The organism is Salinimicrobium sediminilitoris (genome assembly GCF_020866905.1).
GTDB lineage: Bacteria > Bacteroidota > Bacteroidia > Flavobacteriales > Flavobacteriaceae > Salinimicrobium > Salinimicrobium sediminilitoris.
This window is the reverse complement of record NZ_JAIVCC010000001.1, coordinates 345,967-367,075: the sequence shown is the minus strand read 5'-3', so window position 1 is coordinate 367,075 and position 21,109 is coordinate 345,967. Positions and strand designations below refer to the sequence as shown.

The window sequence follows — 21,109 nt, the reverse complement described above, 5'->3', positions numbered from 1 at the left end:
ATTTCCGTTGCTTTTTGCTTAGGCTTAAGACTGTGCCTTGGGCTCTACAAAAGCTTTAATTTTGATTTGCTCTTTCCCGGCTTCGGTATTAGCAGTTATATTTACTGTTTTGGTAACCTGGTTTTGACCACTACCGTTGAACTTCACAAGCATTTCACCTGTTTCTCCCGGAGCAATAGGCTCTTTTGTCCATGTTGGAACTGTACATCCACATGAGCTGGAAGCATTTGTAATAACAAGAGGTGCTTTCCCTGTATTGGTAAAGGTAAAGGTGTGCTCTACGTTAGTACCCTGATCAATAGTTCCAAAGTCGTGCTCTGTATTTTCAAAGGTTAATTTAGGATATACAACATCCTGTGAATCACGTAGTGCAGCTTCTTCTACGTTTTCTGCCTGTACTTTTTCGGCTGCATTCTCCTTGCAGGAAGTAAAATTGAAGGCAGCAATTAATGCCAGTAATAAAATTCCTTTTTTCATGATTTACAATTTAAAGTTAAAGTGGATAAAATTAAGAAAATTTGCAGGACTACATAAGACCCCTGCCTATTTTATTCAGTTTGCCGTTTTCCCTGTACTCTTTTGAAAGCTTATCAAGGATCCCATTAATAAAAATACTACTTTTAGGAGTACTATATTCTTTGGCAATTTCTAAATATTCGTTAATAGTTACCTTAACGGGAATAGATGGAAATTTAAGGAACTCGCAAATAGCCATTTTAATTAAAATGGTATCGAGATCGGCAATTCTTTCCTTATCCCAGTTTGGTGTCTTCCCTACCATTTCATTAGCAAGGCTTTCATCGTTAAGCAAAGTCTTCCTGAATAACTCTACCGCATACTCTTTGTCATCTGAACTTTTGAAAAGCTGAGTAAGCGCCTGCTCTTTACCTGCAGATGATTTTTGCAACATCTTTACTATTGCTGTGTTCACAAGCGGAAGGTCATCTATCCAGGTGATCTTCTTATCTTCTAGGTAATCGTAAAGTTTTTCGTTTGGAGCAATTATTTCTCTAAAGATGGCTATGACGAATTCTTTATCTTCCTTAAAACTGGAAGTACGGGTAGCCATATAATTTTCGTAGAGTTCGCTCTTTTTGATCTCAGACCAAAGGATCTCCACATACTCATCATCATTCTTCCAATTATTGAGCTTACGGGTTTCCAGCGCCAGGTCAAGAGATCTGTTCTTGCCTATCTGTGAGATCAACTCGTTATCAACAAACTTGCGGTTGGGGTCTACATCTTCTACAGAAGGCAGATGCTTTTGCTGGGATTTCTCCATGTAATTCTCTGCATAATCCTTGATCTCAACAAAGAGATCCAGCATTATAAGATACAGGTCATACATCTCGTCCATGCTTTTAAGCAGGAATTTCTCCTCTGCTTTTAAATTGTCATTTTCGCTTTGGGAATAGGCGTACAGTGACTGCATTACTTTAACCCTGATATGTCTTCTGGTCAACATAGCTGTAAAAGAACTTTAAAAAATTAGGGCGAAAGGTTTTTCCCTTTCGCCCGGCAAAAATACTATTTAATTAAAAAACCGCTGGGGTTATTTGCTATTTTTTCTATCGGCAATTCGCTGCTTTGCTACTTTAAGCGCAGCTTCATGAGTTGAAATGTCGTTATCCTCGGCAGCAGTAAGGATTTCAAGAGTTGTATTATAGATATTCTGGGTTTTCTCCATGATCTCTTTTCTTCCATAGCCTTCCAGTTCAGCATATACATTGATGATACCACCGGCGTTGATTAGAAAGTCGGGAGCGTAAATAATTCCTTTTTCTCTAAGAATGATTCCATGCTTTGTATCATCGGCCAACTGGTTATTCGCAGCTCCTGCAATAATGGAAGCCTTGAACCTGTCAATGGTCTGGTCGTTTATTGTCGCCCCAAGAGCACATGGGGCGTAGATATCAACATCTGCACCATATACATCTTCCCCACCATAGATCGTTGCGTTATAGCGATCCCGGACTTCAGTTAATTTCTGCTGATTAATATCGCTTATGATAACATCTGCACCTTCTTTTGCAAGATAATCTACCAAAGATTCTCCAACGTGGCCAATTCCCTGTACAAGAACGGACCTTCCCTGCAGATCATCTGTCCCGTAGCGGAATTTAGCTGCGGCTTTCATTCCCATGTAAACTCCATAGGCTGTAACAGGTGAAGGGTTTCCTGCGCCACCTTTATCTTCAGAAATTCCTGTAACGTATGGCGTCACCTCACGTACAGTATCCATATCGGCAGTTTCCATCCCTACATCTTCGGCAGTGATATATTTTCCGCTTAAAGAATGAACGAATTCTCCAAACCTACGCATAAGCTCGGGAGTTTTCTGGGTTTTGGCATCTCCAATGATCACAGCTTTACCGCCACCAAGATTAAGTCCTGTAATAGCACTTTTAAAAGTCATTCCGCGGGAAAGTCGCAAAACATCATTAACGGCGTCCCATTCACTGCTGTAGTTCCACATACGTGTTCCTCCCAGGGCAGGACCTAAAACTGTGTTGTGAATTCCGATAATTGCCTTTAATCCTGTATCTTTGTCGTTGCAAAAAACCACTTGTTCATGGTCATCAAAAGAAAGCTGCCCAAAGACCGGAGCGGCTTTTTTAAGTTCATTTGCCTTTATAACATCCACTGTCATTAGTTTAAAAATTAAATTAATTTCGTTATTCGAAATATTTCAAGGCGAAAATAATGAATATTTCAATTTAATGCCATTTGCCTGAACAAAAATGTGAAATTGAAAATGCAGCCGGTGCAACCTTATGAAAGAACTTAAGCATTTAAACAAATACTTCTACAAATATAAATGGCACCTTATTGGTGGTATTTTCATTACAATCCTGGCGCGAATTTTTGCCATACTTACTCCCCGTTTCATTGGAGAATCCACTACCGCCATTGAACAATATGTGAACGGCGAAATAACTTCGGAAGCTGCCCTGCGCAACGAGCTTATGAATAACATTCTCCTTATCCTGGGCGCGACCTTAATGGCTGCTCTTTTTACTTTTTTAATGAGACAGGCGATCATCGTCGTCTCAAGGCATATCGAGTATGATCTTAAAAATGAAGTTTACCGAAAATACCAGGACCTTTCCCTGAATTTCTACAAGAAGAACCGAACGGGAGATCTCATGAACAGGATAAGTGAAGATGTTTCCAAAGTACGAATGTATGCCGGGCCCGCTTTTATGTACAGTGTTCAAACCGGGATCCTGTTCATCGTGGTGATCCCTTATATGTTCCTGCAGGCGCCGGAACTTACACTTTACGTGATCACTCCCCTCCCCATCCTCTCCTTTGCCATTTATAAGCTGAGCGTGGCCATCAATAAACGGAGTACAATAGTTCAGCAGTATTTGTCAAAGCTCAACACCTTTACCCAGGAAAGCTTCAGCGGAATTTCAGTAATAAAATCTTACGGGATCGAACCGCAAACAAATGCTTCTTTCGTCACACTTTCGAATGAGAACAAAGAAAAGAACATCGATCTGGTCAAGGTACAGGCATTCTTTTTTCCGCTTATGATCCTGCTTATTGGAGCCAGTAACATACTGGTGATCTATATTGGGGGCAGGAAATTCATCAACGGGGAAATTGAAAATCTTGGAGTTATTGTGGAATTTCTGCTTTACGTAAATATGCTCACCTGGCCCGTTGCTACGGTAGGATGGGTCACCTCTATTGTGCAACAGGCCGAAGCTTCACAGAAAAGGATCAACGAATTCCTTAAAGAAAAACCACAGATCCAGAATCCTTCCAACAAACCTGAAGACGTGCAGGGCTCAATAGCATTTAAGGATGTAACCTTCACTTATGAGGATACCAATATAACAGCCCTCAAAAATGTCACTTTTGAAGTGGAAAGTGGAGAGACCCTGGCGATCATTGGAAAAACAGGTTCGGGAAAATCTACTATACTGGAGTTGATTGGCCGTTTGTATGACGTTGAAAAGGGAGAGATCACCATTGACGGTGAGAACGTACAAAATATGAACCTTAAGGAGCTTAGAGAAAGCATAGGCTACGTGCCGCAGGACGCATTCCTGTTTAGCGACTCCATCAGGAACAATATTAAATTCGGAAAAGCCGATGCTACTGAGGAGGAGATCATTGAGGCTGCCAAAAATGCTGCCGTTCACAAGAATATCATAGGCTTCAGCAAAGGATACGACACCGTCCTGGGAGAAAGGGGAATCACCCTCTCTGGCGGACAAAAACAGCGGGTGTCTATTGCCCGGGCCATTGTACACAATCCTAAAATCCTGCTTTTTGACGATTCTCTTTCCGCAGTAGATACAGAGACAGAGGAGGAAATCCTTAACAACCTCTTCAAGATCAGTAAAGACAAAACCACCATAATCGTTAGCCACAGAATCTCTTCAGTAAAGAATGCCGACAAGATCATCATCCTGGAGGACGGCAGGATCGTGCAGCGCGGCACCCATCAGCAACTCCTTGGAACAGAAGGTTATTATAAAGAATTATACCTGAAACAACTCAGTGAAAAAGAAATGTAAAAATTTGTTGTAGAATGTTAATTTTTTTTGGATTTTTGAACCTATGATTTACAAACCGTAAAAGATAAATTGATTATGAGCGACAATGGAACGATTGAAAAAGAAGAGATTTTTTCCAAGGTCTTAAGAGCCGGAAGACGCACCTATTTCTTTGATGTTAGGGCAACTAAGGCAAACGATTATTACCTGACGATTACCGAGAGTAAAAAATTCACCAATGATGACGGGTCTTTCCACTACAAGAAGCACAAGATCTATCTTTACAAAGAGGATTTTGCCGGTTTTAACGAGATCCTCCAGGAGATGACAGATTATATCCTTAATGAAAAAGGAGAAGAAGTCATAAGCGAGCGCCACCAAAAGAACTTCAAAAAAGAGTATGAAGAGGAAGAGGAAAGAAAGGTAGAAGCGACCGCTGCTCCATCTGCCGCTGCCTTTACAGATATCAGTTTCGAAGACATATAATATAATTATACTTCAACTAAAAAAACCGTCCCGGGCAATTGGGACGGTTTTTTTTATATTGGGGTACCAAAAATGGTATTTATGAGATCCTTTATTATTGCCCTTTTTCTTCTTTTTAATCTTAATTTATTTGCACAGGAGGACCTTGACCTCTCCTATTATTTGCCCCAGGACGTAACTTATAATCCCGAAATTCCTAAGCCGCAGGATATCCTGGGCTATATTCCCGGGGAAAGGCATGCCAGCCATGACCAGATCCTTAACTACATGAGAGCTTTAGCCGAAGCTTCTCCAAGGATCACCCTGGAGAATCGCGGACGCACCTTTGAGGGCAGGCCGCTTATTCTTCTCACAATAACTTCGGAAGATAATCACCAAAACCTGGAAGAGATACGTCGTCAACATTTGGCTTTGACAGAACCCGGTTCCGAAGATCTGGATACTTCTGAAATGCCCGTGGTTGTAAATCAGGGCTTCTCCATTCATGGTAATGAAGCCAGCGGTGCAAACGCTGCGCTTCTCGCGGCATATCACCTTGCTGCTGCGGAAGGTCCCGAAATAAACGAACTTTTGAATAACACCATCATCCTTTTTGATCCTGTTTTCAATCCCGATGGTCTACAGCGTTTCGCATATTGGGCCAACACCAATAAAAGCGAAAATATCAACCCCGATCCTCAGGACCGCGAATACGATGAAGTGTGGCCGGGAGGGAGAACCAACCACTACTGGTTTGATATGAACAGGGACTGGCTGCCGGTACAATTGCCCGAAAGTCGTGCGAGAATAGAGACTTTCCACAAATGGTATCCAAACATCCTGACAGATCATCATGAAATGGGATCAAATTCTTCCTTTTTCTTTCAGCCGGGAATTCCTTCGAGAACGCATCCTTTAACGCCAGATCTTAATCAGGAGTTGACTAAAGAGATCGGGACCTACCATGCTGCAGCTTTGGATGATATTGGTTCGCTTTATTATTCTGAAGAGAATTACGACGACTTTTACTACGGAAAAGGATCTACTTTTCCCGACATTCAGGGAAGTATCGGGATCCTTTTTGAGCAGGGAAGTTCCCGCGGACATGCGCAGGAAACTGATAATGGGATCCTCACCTTTCCATTTACCATCCGCAACCAGTTCACTGCAGCGCTTTCTACTCTTGAGGCTGCAAAAGAGATGCGGGTGAAAATCCTGAATTACCAGCGCAATTTTTACCAGAACGCCCGAAAGGAAGCCGAAAAAGGAGCCTACGTCTTTGGAAGCAGCAAAGATGCTTCTTCGGCATATCACCTGGCCGAAATTCTAAAACGTCACAAAGTTGAAATACACGAACTGCAGGAGGAATTCAGCAAGAATGGGGAAACCTTCAATCCCGGGAGCAGCTATGTAGTACCCAAAAAGCAAAAACATCAGCGGCTTGTAGAAGCCATGTTTGAAAGAAGAACAGAGTTCCAGGACAGTCTTTTCTATGATATTTCAGCGTGGTCCTTTCCATTGTCGTTTAATCTTGATTTCACAGACGAAGCTAAAATGAATGTTGCCGGAGAAAAGATCGACAGTCTTACAAGACCTGCAGTTGATCTTCCAGAAAAGAGCGAATATGCATACCTCATGCAGTGGCATCCCTACGAAGCTCCCAAAGCGCTCAACAGCATTCTGAACAAAGGATTACGGGCGAAAGTGGCAATGCAGCCTTTCAACACCGGAAACAAAAAATTCGACTACGGAACCATCTTGATCCCGGCACAGAATCAAAAAATGGATTCCGAAGAGATCTATGACTTTTTAAGAGAAGTTTCCAAAGATTCCCAGGTGGAGATCTCTGCAGCCGACACCGGTCTTACAGGCGGCGTTAACCTGGGAAGTAACCAGTTTCGCGCCCTGGAACCTCAAAAAGTTGCTTTACTGGTTGGGGAAGGAATTACACCTTATGACGCAGGGGAGATCTGGCACCTTTTTGACCAGCGGTATGATATGAAGATCACCAAGCTCGATCTTTCCAATTTCTCCCGAACAGACCTCAGCCGCTATACCGACATTATTCTTTCCAACTCCTGGGGCAGTGTTCTTGAAAAAGAAGATGCAGAAAAACTAAAGGAATGGGTCCGCAATGGCGGAACTTTGATCGGCTATAAAAACGCTGCAACCTGGCTGGACAAAAATGAGTTTCTTGACCTGGAATTCAAAGATAATAAAATACAGGCGAAAAACATCACCTTTGAGCAGCGAAGGGATTTTAGAGGCGCGCAAGGAATTGGCGGAGCTATTTTTGAAGCCAAACAGGATCGTTCACATCCTATCAACTTTGGTTATAAAGATGATAAAATTGCCCTTTTTAGAGATACTACATTATTTGTGGAAGCAGACTCCACTTCCTATAAGAACCCAATCCGTTACACCGAAGAACCTTTGTTAAGCGGATACATTAGTGAAGAGAATCTGGCACTGTTACCCGGCACCGTGCCTTTCAAGCACAATTCAATGGGAAGAGGTAATGTAATCCTGTTTACAGACAACACGAACTTCCGGGCGTTTTGGTATGGAACTAACAAGTTGTTAATGAATGCTATTTTCTTTGGGGATGAAATGTAGATTTAGTATTGAGAAGTTAGTATTGAGTAGTGAGAAATAGAAGTTAGATCGGTTTGCTGTCGCAAACCTTCTAGAGTCTAGATCCTAGACTTTATAAAATAAGAGGTTCCAAAAATGACCATTTTGGAACCTCTTATTTTTTTTGGCTAAAGCCCTGCCTTTACTACCCCTTTAACCTCCGGCTAAAGCCGGAGGCAATTTATGGATAGACTATGCAATCCAAGATTTTGAATTGCCACTGCCTTTAGGCAGTGGTTAAGAATCTCATGAGTCAGGGCTTTAGCCCAACATTAACAGAGACTAACTGCTCAATTCTCTGTACTCAATACTATTAGCAACAATGACTACTACAACTCAGGCTTTTAGATCTTGCATTTTCAAAAGCTTCTTTACCTTCTTTCCAGGCATACCATGCAATACCCAAACTTCCCAGGGCATCGACATAGGGGATTTGCCACAGCTCATAAAGCAGACTGGAGGCAAGTAAAATGAAGGACAGGTAAAAACAGGTTTTGGTGCATTTGGCATCCGAAATGATCGGCTGACTGCCTAGCTTCTCTCCTACCTTTATCTTTTCCCTGTACAGGAAGTACATGGTGAGAATAGATAGCACTGCGATTATAATTCCCGCCAGTGTAGTATCGGGTTCCGACTTGTTGATAATAGCCAGCACAGCTCCCACCACTAATCCTGCAGTAAGTAGATAAAGCGTCGTTCCGGTAATTTTTAGGGCGGTGACCTCAAAACTGTCCCTCTCCTTTACAGGACTTCTTTTCATCCTGTAGATCATATGTGCAATTCCTACGCCCGAAAGCACCTCCACAAAACTATCAAGTCCAAATCCGAAAAGTGCAAGCGTATCATCACTGGCTCCAAAAAAGGTGGAAACTACTCCCTCAATCAAATTGTAGCCAATAGTGATGAAACTGAGGATGAGCGCGTAATGCAGTCTCTTTTTATATTTTTCGCTTTCCATATCTGTAAAGTTAGAAGTACGATTTTAGAATTGAACTTTTTGGAATGTAAATACATTGGGCTAAAGCCCTGATCTAATATTCTATTCTAAATCCTCCGGCTAAAGCCGGAGGCAATTCAGGTTCTCACAAAATAAATCATTGTTGACTAGCCACCGGCTCCAGTCAGTGGTTACCAATGTACCGCTCTCATGACTTCAGCCTAACTTTCCTGCTGTCCTAATATAAATTAGCAGAATCAGTAATTCTTGTCCACTTTTTTCAACGGTTTCAAACCGGCAACCCGCAACTGGTAACTACTAAAGGTTAATTTTAATCCCACCATTAATTACAAACCCGTCAACGGGTGCATAAATATCGCGGAACTGAGGATCTGAAATTGAACCGGTATAGATATCATCAAATCTGGTCTGACGCGTATCGGTAAAGTTCTCGAAGTTTAGAAATAAAGAGAAATTATCCCATTTTTTTTCGGTCATCAACCCAAAGATCCAGTAATCCTGTCCGGTCATGCCTCCTTCAAGCTTTTGCTCTCCAAAATAATAACCTTCCAGTCCTATCACCAGCTTTTCATGAATTTCATAAACCAGCACATTGTTAAGGCGGTGCTGCGCCACCAGGGGAGCTTCATAGGTTTCGCCATTATAGTGTTGATTCACATCGGCCAATGTATAACCTGTGAAAAGTTTAAAGTTCCCATACTTGAACCGGAAATTCGCTTCCACTCCCTGAGTGTCTAAATAACCATCAGGTTGGTCATAAACATAATGCGGATTAAATCCATTTGAAAATGCTGTTGTCAGCATAATAGGATCATTAACTCTGGTATAGAAAAATAGTGTGTTAACGCTAAAGTCTATTACCTCGAAAAGATCGGTCCGGTAGTTAATATCAAAGTTTGCTCCAAGGGAACGTTCGGCTTCAGTTTCAGAAACATCTATTGGCATTACGTTTTGAAACTGAATTCTTTCAGCATCTTCAGTAAAGATGGTCGGAGTTTTATAACCGAGTCCGCCGCCGACTCTCATGGTCCAGGCATCAGAAAATTCGATCAAAGCAGAAAGTCTTGGCAACACAAACCAGCCGTACTCGTTCTGGTAGTCGGTTCGCAATCCACTTTCCAGGCTGAACATATTTGAGATACGCCAGTTATTCTGAAGGAAAGCCCCATAAGTAATGTGGTTATAATCTACCACTTCGGAAGTTCCTAAAGGATCCTGCTGAAATTTATCGGATACCAAATTTAAACCTGCTACCCACTCCAGGTCAACATCCCCAAAGTTGTAGGCGATCTCACTGAAAGAAGCAAGCTGATCTCCCGAAAAAGTGAAGTCGGGGATTTCGATCTTCCGCTCGAAAAAACTGAAGCTATTCTTTATCATCAATGAACTTCCGTTCTCATAAAGCTCGGTATAGCCGGCACGGGTGGTGATCCTTTCGGTGTTGTTCCTTTCAAAATAAGGATCTGCGACTTCCTCACCTTCCAAAAAGGCGATATTCCCGCCTGTTCTTTCTTCAATGACTGTATTCACTCCCAGCTCTAAAGTGGCATTTTCAGAAGGGTAATAAAACAGCTTCGGATTCACGGTCACACGATTTACTTCAGGAATGGCAGTAAGGCCAATATCGGCAGGATCATAAGGATCACTGTAATTGTAGGAAGCAAATAAAGTAGTACCAAACTTTCCGAAGGTATCGGAATAAAATCCGCTAACATCCAGGCCCAGAGCAGAAGTTCCGTTAAGCAGGAAATTGATCTCCCGTTCCTCTCCCGGAGTTTTGGAAACCAGGTTCACGAGTCCGGCGATCGCTCCCCCACCATAAAGTGTTGAAGATGCACCTTTCACCACTTCTACCTGTTGCAGGTCAAGCGGTACAATTTGCAGTAAACTCAATCCTCCGGAAAAGCCAGAGTACAAAGGATAACCATCCTTGAGCAGCTGGGTATATTTTCCATCCAGCCCCTGAATACGGATACTGGAGTTATAAGATGTCGCCGAAGTCTGTTGGGTTTGGATCCCGGTGGTTTCATTCAGCAACATTCGGATATCTCCCGGTTTCATGTTGCCTTTTTCGCCCAGTTCCTCGCCCGAGATGACCTCCACACGGGTAGGCAGATCGGCAATGGTGCGGCGGGAACGGGTGGCAGAGATGATCACCTCTTCCATGTGTTCCCCTTCAGGAGCAAGTTTTATTGTGATAAATTTCTCTTCAGAAAGAGGAAATTCCATACTGAGTTCCTGTGTGGCAAAGCCCACATAACTTATCCTGATTATTTGAATCCCATTGGGAATATTTTCAAGGGTGATCACCCCTTCTTCATTTGCAGTAGCACCAATAGTAGTACCTGCTATGGAAGCATTGGCGCCATAAAGAGGTTGATCTGTCTCGGCGTCTATTACTTTAATTTTAAGCACGTTCTGTGCGTTTGCTGCCAGGCCAAAAAAACAAAGGGCCAGCAACAAAAATATCTTTTGTGTCATTATATTAAATTGGATTTGAAAAAATAGCTCTAGGAAGAATTCCGTGCGAAGTTGTTCAGCTGTTCTTTGGGGGCTGCCAGATGCGGAAAGTAAATTCTGAAATCAATCCTTCCTCTGCCTCAATATATTCTCTGCCCAGCACGGGTTCTGAAAATGGCATTTCTGAGGGCTTTTCCTGAAGCACGACCGCATTACAGGTACCGCAGTTTAAAAATGGAGAACAAAGTTCACTGCTGTGTGTTTCGGATTCCTGTTGTTCAGAAACAATTTCATCGCTGCAGTCATCTGCACAACACGGAATTCCGTTCAAAACGATCACCAGGAGAGAAATAAATACAGCTAAAATTTTCACGCTGCAAAGTTAAAAAACTGAAATGAAACTAGCCTACTCTCAACCCGTTTTCAACTCTGGATCCCGGCTGGAGCAGCACAATATCGTTTTCATCACCTACAGACCCCAGCACCAGGCATTCGCTCATAAAATTGGCGATCTGTTTTTTCGGAAAATTTACCACAGCAATGATCTGTCTTCCCTCCAGGTCTTCCTTCGAGTATCTTTTTGTGATCTGCGCTGAAGATTTGAGGATCCCTATCTCAGGACCAAAATCGATCTTTAGCTGATAAGCGGGAGTGCGGGCTTCAGGAAAATCTGAAACTTCTAGAATAGTCCCCACACGCATTTCCACTTTTTCAAAATCTTTCCAGGTGATATGGTTATTCACTTTTGATCTGTTTTAGAATATTACTTCCCTAAAATAGTATTTTTAAGAAGCGTTTTAATGGTTTTTTTGCCACGAATTCACGAATTAAATCTTTTTATGCAACAATCCCCTAGCTCTTTCGCGGCAAAGGAAAAGAACTTGTTCGTTTTACCCCTGCCCTAAAGGGAGCCGAAAAAGTTCACATTAAGTACACAAAATTTGAAAAAATAGCACAAAGAGGTGTACCCCTATTAGCTTTCCCATAAAGACTTCCAAAGAGAGGGTAAAAAATAGCGTTAATTGATTAGAAAAAAACGTGCAACCTGAAACCTGCAACCTTGAGATACTTTTAAACTCGTACTCCTAAGTCTCACTTCTCAATACTCAATACTCAATTCTCAATACTAACTACCCGAACACCTTCTTGATCACCCATGCGGGGCCGATGAGGAGGAATTGAATATCCTTAAGAAATGAAGGCTTTTTGCCTTCCACCTTATGTCCATAGAACTGCCCGGCCCATGCAACTGCAAAAATGATCAGCGAAACAAGCCAGAGGGTGGCGACCTGGGAAATGAAATAATTTCCTGCGATGCAGATCCCGGCGAAAATGAGGATCTTAATTCCCATGGAAACAGATAGCCTCATGTAAAATAGCAGGACAAGGATGAGAGCTACCACTGCCCAGTTCTCTAAAAACGGAATGTACATTGGAAAAATTTCTGTTAGAGGCCCCGGCGGAATGCTCATTAACAAACCCACTATAGAAAAGAAGATCGCCGGCACACAGATGTAATGTATCAGCTGATTCGTCTTATTCTGGTGGCTTACGGCATATTCAGAGAACCATTGATCTAAGGTGCGCATAGAATTTTATTATGGTTGAACCAAGATAGTAATTCTGAGAATATTCCGCAGGAAATTTGTATTTTCAAGGCGGAAATGAATTAAAAAAATGGCTGAAACTGCTTCTAATACGCTCCCGCTGGGAACGGAAATAATAGATTTTGAATTACCCGATGCTGTCACGGCAAACCTTTATTCACTGGTTGACGTAGAAGGAGAAAGGGGAACTGTGATCATGTTTCTTTGCAACCATTGCCCGTATGTAAAACATGTGGTAGATGAAATTGTACGTGTAGCCAATGATTACCGGGTGCTGGGTTTCGGTTTTGTAGCCATAAGCAGTAATGATGTGGAAAAAGTTCCTGAAGATCATCCCGATCTCATGTGGAAATTTGCCCGCAAGCACAACTTCACATTCCCTTATCTCTATGACCGCACGCAGGAGGTGGCCCGAAATTATAAAGCAGAATGCACCCCCGATTTTTACCTTTTTGACGGGGAGCAAAAGCTGGTCTACCACGGGCAGCTGGACAGCTCCCGCCCGGGGAATGGACATTCTCTAAACGGTAGGGAATTGCGGGAAGCTCTTGATGCTTTGCTTGGCAGCCGACCTGTACCGGGTCCGCAAAAGCCCAGTGTGGGATGTTCTATTAAATGGAAATACACCCCTAAAGATTAATGCCTAAGGTTTAAGGGCTAAGGATTATTGATGGCAATATTTAATATTCAATATTGCTGTTTAATAATTAATAACCAATAACTTCTCAAGTCTCAGATCTAAAGTCTCAGATCTAAAAAGATTAACTCAGATTTAACTGCGGGTCGCTTCCAAGCATTTAATATTCAGTAAATTTATAGTGTTTATTCACTCTTAAATTCTTTAATCATGAGTACATTACGACTTGGAGACAAAGCCCCAAACTTTGATACCGAAACTTCTCAGGGAAAAATCAACTTTTATGATTTCCTGGGGGATAGCTGGGGAATACTATTTTCCCATCCGGCAGATTATACCCCGGTTTGCACCACCGAACTCGGCGCAGCAGCCAAATATAAGGATGAATTTGAAAAGCGGAATGTGAAGGTGATGGCGCTAAGTGTTGATGGCGTGGAGTCACATAAAGACTGGATAAAGGATATCAATGAAACCCAACATACTACGGTGAATTTCCCCATTATTGCCGATGAAGACAGAAAGGTAGCCGATCTTTACGATATGATCCACCCTAATGCAGATGATACTCTAACTGTTAGATCTGTGTACGTTATTGCACCCGATAAAACCATTAAACTTATGATCACCTATCCCGCAAGCACCGGAAGAAATTTTGAGGAGCTGTTACGGGTAATAGATTCTTTACAGCTTACCGCTTATAAGAAAGTTGCAACACCCGCCAACTGGAAGTCGGGAGAGGACGTGGTTATAAGTCCATCTGTAAGCAATGAGGAGGCAGATAAGCTATTTCCGAAGGGATATAAAGAAGTGAAGCCTTATTTAAGAATGACCCCTCAACCGGACTAACAAGGTTTAAGGTTTAAGGACCAATGGCTAAAATAAAAACCTCAGTTTCCATTAGGAGACTGAGGTTTTCTTATTACAATTGATTTGAAGTATTTACTTCACCTTTACCAGCTCTACATCAAATACAAGAGTAGCATCGGGAGGGATCACTCCCCCGGCACCACGGGAACCGTATGCAAGATTGGATGGAATGACAAATCTTGCCTTATCTCCTTCCTTGAGCAACTGGATACCTTCATCCCAACCCTCTATCACATGACCTTTCCCTAAAGGAAATTCAATAGGTTGTTTTCTTTTATAAGAAGAATCGAAGACCGTACCGTCGGGTAACATTCCTTTGTAGTGAACAGAAACAGTTTGTCCCTTTTCAGCTTTTTTTCCATTTCCTTCAGCGATCATTTTATATCGCAATCCGCTGTCAGTTTTTTCAAAACCCTGAGCAAGTTCCCCCATCATTTCTTCCTGCTGCTTTTTGGCTGCCGCTTCTCTTTCGGCTTTTGCTCCATTGAACTGGCGGAAAGACTCTACTGCATTGTAGTTTTTAGCCGACTCCCCTTCGCGGATAATTTCGACTTTGTCTATGGTGTCTCCTTGTTTAATAGCGTTAACAACATCCTGACCTTCCACTACGTGGCCAAACACAGTGTGCTTTCCATCGAGCCATGGAGTGGCAACATGTGTAATAAAGAACTGGCTTCCATTAGTTCCCGGTCCGGCATTGGCCATAGATAAAATCCCGGGGCGATCGTGTTTAAGGTCGGGGTGAATCTCGTCTTCAAATTGATATCCCGGTCCACCTACACCGGTTCCCTTAGGATCTCCTCCCTGAACCATAAAGTCCGGGATTACACGGTGAAATTTAAGTCCGTCGTAGTAAGGTTGTCCCTGTGGCTTAGCTTCATTTTCCAGGTTTCCCTCTGCCAGTCCTACAAAATTCCCTACGGTTCCGGGTGTTTTTTCGTGATCAAGTTTTATTGTTATCTCTCCTCTTGTAGTGTGGAGTTTTGCGTATAATCCGTCGTTCATGTCGTTTTTTTAAGTTAAAACGCAAAGATAAAGAAATGAATAATGTTTATTAATTAATGTCTGCGGAAAGAGGAAGAATTAGGAGAATGTTAAGGAAATAATTTACTTTGTGCATAGAAGTAGTCCCGGCAGGGACGATAGTTTGGTAAGATCATGATCAACGGCAAAATTATAGCCCCTTAGGGGCGACAGGTTTAATCCGGATCTTTGAATAAATACTGGGGGTTATATTCCACCTTCTGTTCTTCAAGAATTTTCAAATACTCCTCCTGAAACGTCTTTTTCGTATGATATTCTTTTTGATTCTCAATATATGAAATCAGGCGGGGCAATTGAGATTTTGAGTATGTAAAAGCTCCGTAGCCCTCTTGCCATGGGAATTTCCCTTTTATAAAATTCTGTTCATTGATCCATTTCGAAGAATTGCTTTTTACATCTTTCATAAGATCTGAAATTGATTGTTCAGGCCTTAACCCAATGAGCGAATGAACATGATCTGGCATTCCATTTATGATCAACATTTTGTGGCCATTGTTCTTCACAATGGCAATGATGTACTGGTACAGCCTATCTTTCCATTCCTTTTGAATTAGGCCCTGCCTAAATTTAACGGCAAATATAAAATGAACGTGAATCTGGGTGTATGTGTTGGCCATTGTCAAAATTCTTATTTCGAAATTTAATGAATAGGGACGGATTTTATATCGTCACTACGGGACTTTGTTCCTTCAAATCACTTCGGGGTTATTTTGTACCTGAATTTTTCTTTTTCTACTGAACTCTCGTCATAACTGAATTGTCGTCACTATTCTACCGAACTATCGTCCCGATGGGACTTTGTTCCTGCGACCTACCGTTTTTCGCATCTACTAACGGGCTGCCCCCCCTACGCGGCTATTAGAAAACATTCGTGTATTCGTGGCCAAAAAGCAAAACCCCATGAACAAAAAAAAGCCGAAACTCTCGTTCCGGCTGTAAATTCAAATTATTGAGCTCTTCTTTAATTCGCTACTTCACTAATAAATTTGATCCTGTATAACCGTAATTCTTCTTCATCGTAATCGCCTTCAAATTCATCGAGGGCATCTTCGATCTTATCGGTTTGGGCATCGAGAAAATATTCATGTATCTCTTCCTGCTGATCTTCATCGAGGATCTCGTCGATCCAATAATTGATGTTCAGCTTGGTACCGCTGTAAACAATGGCTTCCATTTCTTTAATAAAAGTGGTCATTTCCATGCCTTTTGCTGAGGCAATATCGTCAAGCGGCAGTTTACGGTCTACGTTCTGAATGATATATAACTTAAGGCCACTGTTGGCTCCGGTAGTTTTTACTACCAGATCATCGGGACGGGTAATATCATTTTCCTCAACATAATTGGAGATGAGTTCAACAAACTTCTTACTGTATGGTTTGGATTTTTTTCCTTCCCCTACTCCGTGAATATTACCAAGTTCCTCAAGAGAAACAGGATACTTCAGGGCCATGTCTTCCAGAGAAGGATCCTGGAAAATGAGATGGGTAGCGAGGCCGAGATCTTTAGCGATTTGTTTACGCAGATCTTTCAGCATTTTTAGAAGATTTTCATCGGTACCCCCGCCAGATTTGGCTGCAGTAACTATTCCGTCGTTGCCGCCCACTTCATAGATGTGATCTTCGGTCATCATGAAAGAATCCGGCTTTTTCAGGAATTTCTCTCCTTTATCGGTAAGCTTCACGACTCCGTAGGTTTCAATATCTTTCCGCAGAAATCCTCCAACCAGTACCTGTCGCAAAAGGGCCATCCAATACTTGGAATCTTTGTCGGCTCCTTTCCCGAAGAGTTCATGCTCATCTGTACGATGCGACTTGATCATGGCATTAGATTTACCTACTAAGGTATTCACCACATCCTTGGACTTATATAACTGTTTGGTTTCCTTAATAGTTCGCAACAACAATTCTACTTCGTCTTTTGCCTCGTGTTGCTTCTTGGGATTCCTTACGTTATCATCCATATCAGCTCCTTCGCCGGTTTTTTCATCGAAGTCCTCACCAAAGTAATGCAGGATAAATTTTCTCCTGGAAACAGAAGTTTCAGCAAAGGCAACCACTTCCTGCAGCAGGGCCTGTCCAATCTCCTGCTCGGCGACCGGTTTACCGCTCATGAATTTCTCCAGCTTCTCAATATCTTTATAGGCGTAGAAGGCGAGACAATGACCTTCACCTCCATCTCTTCCTGCACGACCTGTTTCCTGATAATAACTTTCTATACTTTTTGGAATATCGTGATGGATCACAAACCGCACATCGGGCTTGTCAATTCCCATTCCAAAAGCGATGGTCGCTACTACAACATCTACTTCCTCCATAAGGAACATGTCCTGATGACGGGAACGGGTCTTGGCATCAAGACCGGCATGATATGGTACAGCTGATATTCCGTTTACCTGCAAAGTTTGAGCGAGTTCCTCCACCCGTTTCCTGCTAAGACAGTAAATAATACCCGATTTCCCCTGGTTCTGCTTAACAAACCTTATGATATCGGCATCCACATTTTTCGTCTTAGGCCGTATTTCGTAATATAAATTAGGGCGGTTAAAGGAAGCCTTAAAAGTACGGGCATCTGTAATAGCAAGGTTTTTCAGGATATCTTCCTGCACCTTGGGAGTAGCTGTTGCCGTTAGGCCAATGATAGGAATATCATCTCCAATACGTTTTACAATATGCCTCAGGTTCCGGTATTCCGGCCTAAAATCATGGCCCCACTCACTAATACAGTGAGCTTCATCTATGGCCATAAAAGAAATTTTTACGCTGCGTAAAAACTCGACATTCTCTTCTTTGGTAAGAGATTCGGGGGCAACATAAAGAAGCTTGGTAATTCCATTGGTGATATCTTCCTTCACCTGCTTCACTTCAGTCTTATTCAAGCTGGAGTTTAGCACGTGAGCAATACCATGTTCTGAAGAAATTCCGCGAATTGCATCCACCTGGTTCTTCATCAAAGCGATCAAGGGGGAGACAACAATTGCAGTTCCTTCTTTTATAAGCGCCGGCAATTGATAACAAAGAGATTTTCCACCTCCTGTGGGCATAACCACAAAGGTGTTATGATCATTAACTATACTCTTTATTACCTCCTCCTGGAGGCCCTTAAACTGGCTAAAACCAAAGTATTTCTTAAGCTGTTCGTGTAAATCGATTTCCTGCGAAGTCATTCAATTGTGTTACAATTTTACATACATTTGCACAAAATAAAGATACATTTTTCTTTACTCCATACAATCTTCTAACTCTACAAATTTGACACCTCAAGAAAAAATACTCTCTGTAGCCAGAGAAACCATTTTAACTGAAGCCAAAGCTATAGCGAATTTAGAGCAATTATTAGACCATAATTTTGCGGAAGCCGTACAGGCGGTGTATAAATCCAGGGGTAGAGTCATCATTACCGGAATTGGCAAAAGTGCTGTGATCGCCACTAAGATCGTGGCCACCCTTAATTCTACCGGTACTCCCGCAGTATTCATGCATGCGGCCGATGCTATTCACGGGGACCTGGGTACCATCTTACAGGACGATGTGGTGATCTGTATTTCCAAAAGCGGAAATACCCCCGAAATTAAAGTATTGGTGCCTCTCATCAAGAACTTCGGGAATACTCTTATCGCCATCACGGGAAGTACAGATTCCTTTTTGGGAAAACAGGCCGACTATATTCTCAATTCCTTTGTAGAAAAGGAAGCCTGTCCAAATAACCTCGCCCCTACAACCAGTACCACTGCCCAACTTGTTATTGGGGACGCCCTGGCTGTTTGCCTGCTCGATCTGCGGGGCTTTTCAAGTCAGGATTTTGCAAAATATCACCCGGGAGGGGCATTGGGTAAAAAATTATACCTAAGAGTTAGTGATATAGCCGATCAAAATCAGAAACCATCGGTAGCCCCAGATACTCCCATTCCGCAGGTGATCGTTGAGATCTCCGAAAAAATGCTGGGAGTAACTGCTGTACTCGACAATGGAAAAATTCTGGGCATTGTGACAGATGGTGATATACGCCGTATGCTCCAAAAAAGTATTGACATTTCAGGTTTAACGGCAAGGGACATTCTTAGTCCTAATCCTAAGACCATTGAGTTTGATGCAATGGCTGTAGATGTGATGGATATGCTGGAAGAAAATAAGATCTCACAATTACTGGCCGTAAAAGACGGTAAATATTACGGCGTGGTACACTTACACAACCTAATAAGGGAAGGAATCATTTAATGACGAAAGTAGAAAAATCTGCCGATGAAATGTCATTTTTGGATCACCTTGAGGATTTGCGCTGGCACCTCATTAGGGCATCCCTGGCAGTAGTAGTAGCAGGAAGTGCAGCTTTTTTAGCTAAAGGTTTCATTTTCGACACTTTATTATTCGGCCCCACCAAGGCCGACTTTTTCACCTATGACATTCTTTGTCGCCTTTCAACTTTTGTAGGCCTGGAAGGCGGGTTCTGTTTTGATGATATGCCTTTCACCATACAGTCAAGAACCATGGGCGGGCAATTCTCTGCACACGTATGGACCTCCATTACAGCAGGTTTTATTATTGCTTTCCCTTATATCATCTATGAATTCTGGAAATTTATCTCTCCCGCTATGTATGCCAACGAAAGGAATACATCGAGAGGCTTTATTTTCATTTCTTCAATCCTGTTCTTCCTGGGAGTACTTTTCGGATATTACCTGGTGACACCACTTTCTATTAATTTCCTCGGAAAATACCAGGTAAGTGAACTGGTATTGAACGAATTCGACATCGGAAGTTATATAAGCCTCGTACGTTCCTCGGTAATAGCCTGCGGAATCATATTCGAGTTACCAATAATTATATATTTCCTTACTAAAATTGGATTGGTAACACCTGAGTTTCTTCGGAAGTACAGGAAGTTCGCTTTGGTGATCGTACTAATTCTTGCAGCTATTATTACCCCGCCCGATATTTTGAGTCAGATCATTGTAGCTATTCCGGTGCTTGTGTTATATGAGGTTAGTATTGTGATCTCGCGGATAGTTATAAGGAAGGAAAATCGAAAATTAAGAAAACAAAAGCAATGAAAAACCAGGTAGAAGAATTCAATGAATATCGCCAGAAGATGAATGATAAGATCCTTGGCGATAACAACAAGATCATAAAACGTATTTTTAACCTCGACACTAATGCATTCACTGCAGGGGCGTTGGATGTGAAGACTAAGGAGCTACTTGGTTTAGTCGCCTCAGCCGTTTTACGTTGTGATGACTGCATTAAGTATCACCTTGAAACCAGCTATAAAGAAGGACTTTCAAAAGAAGAAGTAATGGAAGCGCTGAGTATAGCTACTTTGGTGGGAGGAACTATTGTGATTCCACATTTGAGAAGAGCTTATGAGTTTTGGGAAGCTTTAGAGGATACTGCTACAATTGAGAAATAGGAAACTGCTATAGTGGGCAGAGGACAGAGGGCAGAGGATAGAGGACAGAGGACAGAGGACAGAGGACAGAGACTAATTGAAAATACAGTTATGGAGAAGGTGCATTTTAATTTTGAAGATTTAAAAGTTTACCAAAAGGCATTGGATTTCACAGATCATGCTTATTCTTTAACAGCAAAGTTTCCTCAGAGTGAATTGTATGGCCTCACCTCTCAGTTTAATCGTGCCGCAGTTTCTATTGCTTTAAATACTTCGGAAGGATCTGGAAATACCGACGCACAATTTCACAAGTATCTTCAGGTGGCAGATGATTCGTTGAGAGAATGCGTCACTTGCTCTACTATTGCTTTTAGAAGAAATTATATTACTTCTGAAGAAAATCAGAAGACCCGGCTTTTACTCTTAGAAATGTTTAAAATGATAAAAAGCCTGCAAAAGTATTTAAAGTCAAAAGGGAAATAGGTTTGGTTAGAAGATATTGGTTCTATTTAATTGACTACTGTCCTCTGACCACCGACCACCT

20 protein-coding genes are annotated in these 21,109 nt (G+C 42.0%); 9 read left to right on the top strand and 11 right to left on the bottom strand.

The features are described 5' to 3' along the window. Positions 1-24: 24 nt before the first annotated feature. From LA313_RS01570 to LA313_RS01560, 3 genes are all read right to left on the bottom strand, one after another. Positions 25-477, bottom strand: coding sequence for a DUF1573 domain-containing protein (locus LA313_RS01570; RefSeq protein ID WP_228912851.1), 453 nt, complete (start codon positions 475-477; stop codon positions 25-27). Between the two features lie 49 nt (positions 478-526). After that, positions 527-1,465 (bottom strand): transcription antitermination protein NusB, encoded by a 939-nt coding sequence (locus LA313_RS01565; protein ID WP_228912850.1) that lies wholly within the window; start codon positions 1,463-1,465, stop codon positions 527-529. 87 nt (positions 1,466-1,552) lie between these two features. Next, a complete protein-coding gene (locus LA313_RS01560; RefSeq protein ID WP_228912849.1) occupies positions 1,553-2,650 on the bottom strand; it encodes a Glu/Leu/Phe/Val family dehydrogenase in 1,098 nt (365 codons plus the stop codon). Between the two features lie 124 nt (positions 2,651-2,774). Here LA313_RS01560 and LA313_RS01555 point away from each other — a divergent pair, with 124 nt between their 5' ends. The 3 genes from LA313_RS01555 (at position 2,775) to LA313_RS01545 (ending at position 7,592) form a co-directional block, all read left to right on the top strand. Beyond that, complete coding sequence (locus tag LA313_RS01555; RefSeq protein ID WP_228912848.1) at positions 2,775-4,532, top strand: ABC transporter ATP-binding protein; 1,758 nt, start codon at positions 2,775-2,777, stop codon at positions 4,530-4,532. 75 nt (positions 4,533-4,607) lie between these two features. Continuing rightward, on the top strand, positions 4,608-4,997 hold the full coding sequence (locus LA313_RS01550; protein ID WP_228912847.1) for a PUR family DNA/RNA-binding protein: 390 nt from the start codon (positions 4,608-4,610) through the stop codon (positions 4,995-4,997). Between the two features lie 81 nt (positions 4,998-5,078). Then, complete coding sequence (locus LA313_RS01545; protein WP_228912846.1) at positions 5,079-7,592, top strand: M14 family zinc carboxypeptidase; 2,514 nt, start codon at positions 5,079-5,081, stop codon at positions 7,590-7,592. A 331-nt stretch (positions 7,593-7,923) separates the two neighbouring features. Here the strand turns inward: LA313_RS01545 and LA313_RS01540 are convergent, their stop codons facing one another. From LA313_RS01540 to LA313_RS01520, 5 genes are all read right to left on the bottom strand, one after another. Next, a complete protein-coding gene (locus tag LA313_RS01540; RefSeq protein WP_228912845.1) occupies positions 7,924-8,568 on the bottom strand; it encodes a cation transporter in 645 nt (214 codons plus the stop codon). A 297-nt stretch (positions 8,569-8,865) separates the two neighbouring features. Then, on the bottom strand, positions 8,866-11,049 hold the full coding sequence (locus LA313_RS01535; protein ID WP_228912844.1) for a TonB-dependent receptor: 2,184 nt from the start codon (positions 11,047-11,049) through the stop codon (positions 8,866-8,868). 55 nt (positions 11,050-11,104) lie between these two features. Further along, positions 11,105-11,401 (bottom strand): DUF6660 family protein, encoded by a 297-nt coding sequence (locus tag LA313_RS01530; RefSeq protein ID WP_228912843.1) that lies wholly within the window; start codon positions 11,399-11,401, stop codon positions 11,105-11,107. Between the two features lie 28 nt (positions 11,402-11,429). Continuing rightward, positions 11,430-11,771 carry a tRNA-binding protein gene (locus LA313_RS01525; protein WP_333473541.1) on the bottom strand — a complete coding sequence of 114 codons (342 nt, stop codon included), beginning with the start codon at positions 11,769-11,771 and terminating at the stop codon, positions 11,430-11,432. 387 nt (positions 11,772-12,158) lie between these two features. Then, positions 12,159-12,617 carry an Mpo1 family 2-hydroxy fatty acid dioxygenase gene (locus LA313_RS01520; RefSeq protein WP_228912842.1) on the bottom strand — a complete coding sequence of 153 codons (459 nt, stop codon included), beginning with the start codon at positions 12,615-12,617 and terminating at the stop codon, positions 12,159-12,161. Between the two features lie 88 nt (positions 12,618-12,705). On the opposite strand from LA313_RS01520, the gene LA313_RS01515 reads away from it, so the two are divergent. Both LA313_RS01515 and LA313_RS01510 read left to right on the top strand, forming a co-directional pair. Continuing rightward, on the top strand, positions 12,706-13,275 hold the full coding sequence (locus LA313_RS01515) for a thioredoxin family protein (protein ID WP_228912841.1): 570 nt from the start codon (positions 12,706-12,708) through the stop codon (positions 13,273-13,275). A 207-nt stretch (positions 13,276-13,482) separates the two neighbouring features. Then, positions 13,483-14,118 carry a peroxiredoxin gene (locus LA313_RS01510; RefSeq protein ID WP_228912840.1) on the top strand — a complete coding sequence of 212 codons (636 nt, stop codon included), beginning with the start codon at positions 13,483-13,485 and terminating at the stop codon, positions 14,116-14,118. 93 nt (positions 14,119-14,211) lie between these two features. Here the strand turns inward: LA313_RS01510 and LA313_RS01505 are convergent, their stop codons facing one another. From LA313_RS01505 to LA313_RS01495, 3 genes are all read right to left on the bottom strand, one after another. After that, positions 14,212-15,144 carry a peptidylprolyl isomerase gene (locus LA313_RS01505; RefSeq protein ID WP_228912839.1) on the bottom strand — a complete coding sequence of 311 codons (933 nt, stop codon included), beginning with the start codon at positions 15,142-15,144 and terminating at the stop codon, positions 14,212-14,214. A 194-nt stretch (positions 15,145-15,338) separates the two neighbouring features. Beyond that, entirely contained in the window at positions 15,339-15,800 is a 462-nt protein-coding gene (tnpA, locus tag LA313_RS01500) for an IS200/IS605 family transposase (RefSeq protein ID WP_228912838.1), read from the bottom strand. 344 nt (positions 15,801-16,144) lie between these two features. After that, positions 16,145-18,346: an ATP-dependent DNA helicase RecQ gene (locus tag LA313_RS01495; RefSeq protein WP_228912837.1), complete on the bottom strand. Its 2,202-nt coding sequence runs from the start codon at positions 18,344-18,346 to the stop codon at positions 16,145-16,147. Between the two features lie 85 nt (positions 18,347-18,431). Between LA313_RS01495 and LA313_RS01490 the strand changes: the two genes are divergently transcribed. From LA313_RS01490 to LA313_RS01475, 4 genes are all read left to right on the top strand, one after another. Next, positions 18,432-19,397, top strand: a complete 966-nt coding sequence (locus LA313_RS01490) for a KpsF/GutQ family sugar-phosphate isomerase (protein WP_228912836.1) — start codon at positions 18,432-18,434, stop codon at positions 19,395-19,397. Further along, on the top strand, positions 19,397-20,230 hold the full coding sequence (gene tatC / locus LA313_RS01485) for a twin-arginine translocase subunit TatC (protein WP_228912835.1): 834 nt from the start codon (positions 19,397-19,399) through the stop codon (positions 20,228-20,230). Before LA313_RS01490 ends, tatC begins: the two co-directional genes overlap by 1 nt. Beyond that, positions 20,227-20,586, top strand: coding sequence for a carboxymuconolactone decarboxylase family protein (locus LA313_RS01480; RefSeq protein ID WP_228912834.1), 360 nt, complete (start codon positions 20,227-20,229; stop codon positions 20,584-20,586). The genes tatC and LA313_RS01480 overlap by 4 nt, the downstream gene beginning before the upstream one ends. 90 nt (positions 20,587-20,676) lie before the next feature. Further along, positions 20,677-21,048: a four helix bundle protein gene (locus LA313_RS01475; RefSeq protein ID WP_228912833.1), complete on the top strand. Its 372-nt coding sequence runs from the start codon at positions 20,677-20,679 to the stop codon at positions 21,046-21,048. Positions 21,049-21,109: the final 61 nt, after the last annotated feature.

Excerpts from the sequence above, each read along its gene's own strand:
- LA313_RS01570 (WP_228912851.1), bottom strand. The coding sequence starts at position 477 with ATGAAAAAAGGAATTTTATTACTGGCATTAATTGCTGCCTTCAATTTT.
- LA313_RS01565 (WP_228912850.1), bottom strand. The coding sequence starts at position 1,465 with ATGTTGACCAGAAGACATATCAGGGTTAAAGTAATGCAGTCACTGTAC.
- LA313_RS01560 (WP_228912849.1), bottom strand. The coding sequence starts at position 2,650 with ATGACAGTGGATGTTATAAAGGCAAATGAACTTAAAAAAGCCGCTCCG.
- LA313_RS01555 (WP_228912848.1), top strand. The coding sequence starts at position 2,775 with ATGAAAGAACTTAAGCATTTAAACAAATACTTCTACAAATATAAATGG.
- LA313_RS01550 (WP_228912847.1), top strand. The coding sequence starts at position 4,608 with ATGAGCGACAATGGAACGATTGAAAAAGAAGAGATTTTTTCCAAGGTC.
- LA313_RS01545 (WP_228912846.1), top strand. The coding sequence starts at position 5,079 with ATGAGATCCTTTATTATTGCCCTTTTTCTTCTTTTTAATCTTAATTTA.
- LA313_RS01540 (WP_228912845.1), bottom strand. The coding sequence starts at position 8,568 with ATGGAAAGCGAAAAATATAAAAAGAGACTGCATTACGCGCTCATCCTC.
- LA313_RS01535 (WP_228912844.1), bottom strand. The coding sequence starts at position 11,049 with ATGACACAAAAGATATTTTTGTTGCTGGCCCTTTGTTTTTTTGGCCTG.
- LA313_RS01520 (WP_228912842.1), bottom strand. The coding sequence starts at position 12,617 with ATGCGCACCTTAGATCAATGGTTCTCTGAATATGCCGTAAGCCACCAG.
- LA313_RS01515 (WP_228912841.1), top strand. The coding sequence starts at position 12,706 with ATGGCTGAAACTGCTTCTAATACGCTCCCGCTGGGAACGGAAATAATA.
- LA313_RS01510 (WP_228912840.1), top strand. The coding sequence starts at position 13,483 with ATGAGTACATTACGACTTGGAGACAAAGCCCCAAACTTTGATACCGAA.
- LA313_RS01505 (WP_228912839.1), bottom strand. The coding sequence starts at position 15,144 with ATGAACGACGGATTATACGCAAAACTCCACACTACAAGAGGAGAGATA.
- tnpA (WP_228912838.1), bottom strand. The coding sequence starts at position 15,800 with ATGGCCAACACATACACCCAGATTCACGTTCATTTTATATTTGCCGTT.
- LA313_RS01495 (WP_228912837.1), bottom strand. The coding sequence starts at position 18,346 with ATGACTTCGCAGGAAATCGATTTACACGAACAGCTTAAGAAATACTTT.
- tatC (WP_228912835.1), top strand. The coding sequence starts at position 19,397 with ATGACGAAAGTAGAAAAATCTGCCGATGAAATGTCATTTTTGGATCAC.
- LA313_RS01480 (WP_228912834.1), top strand. The coding sequence starts at position 20,227 with ATGAAAAACCAGGTAGAAGAATTCAATGAATATCGCCAGAAGATGAAT.
- LA313_RS01475 (WP_228912833.1), top strand. The coding sequence starts at position 20,677 with ATGGAGAAGGTGCATTTTAATTTTGAAGATTTAAAAGTTTACCAAAAG.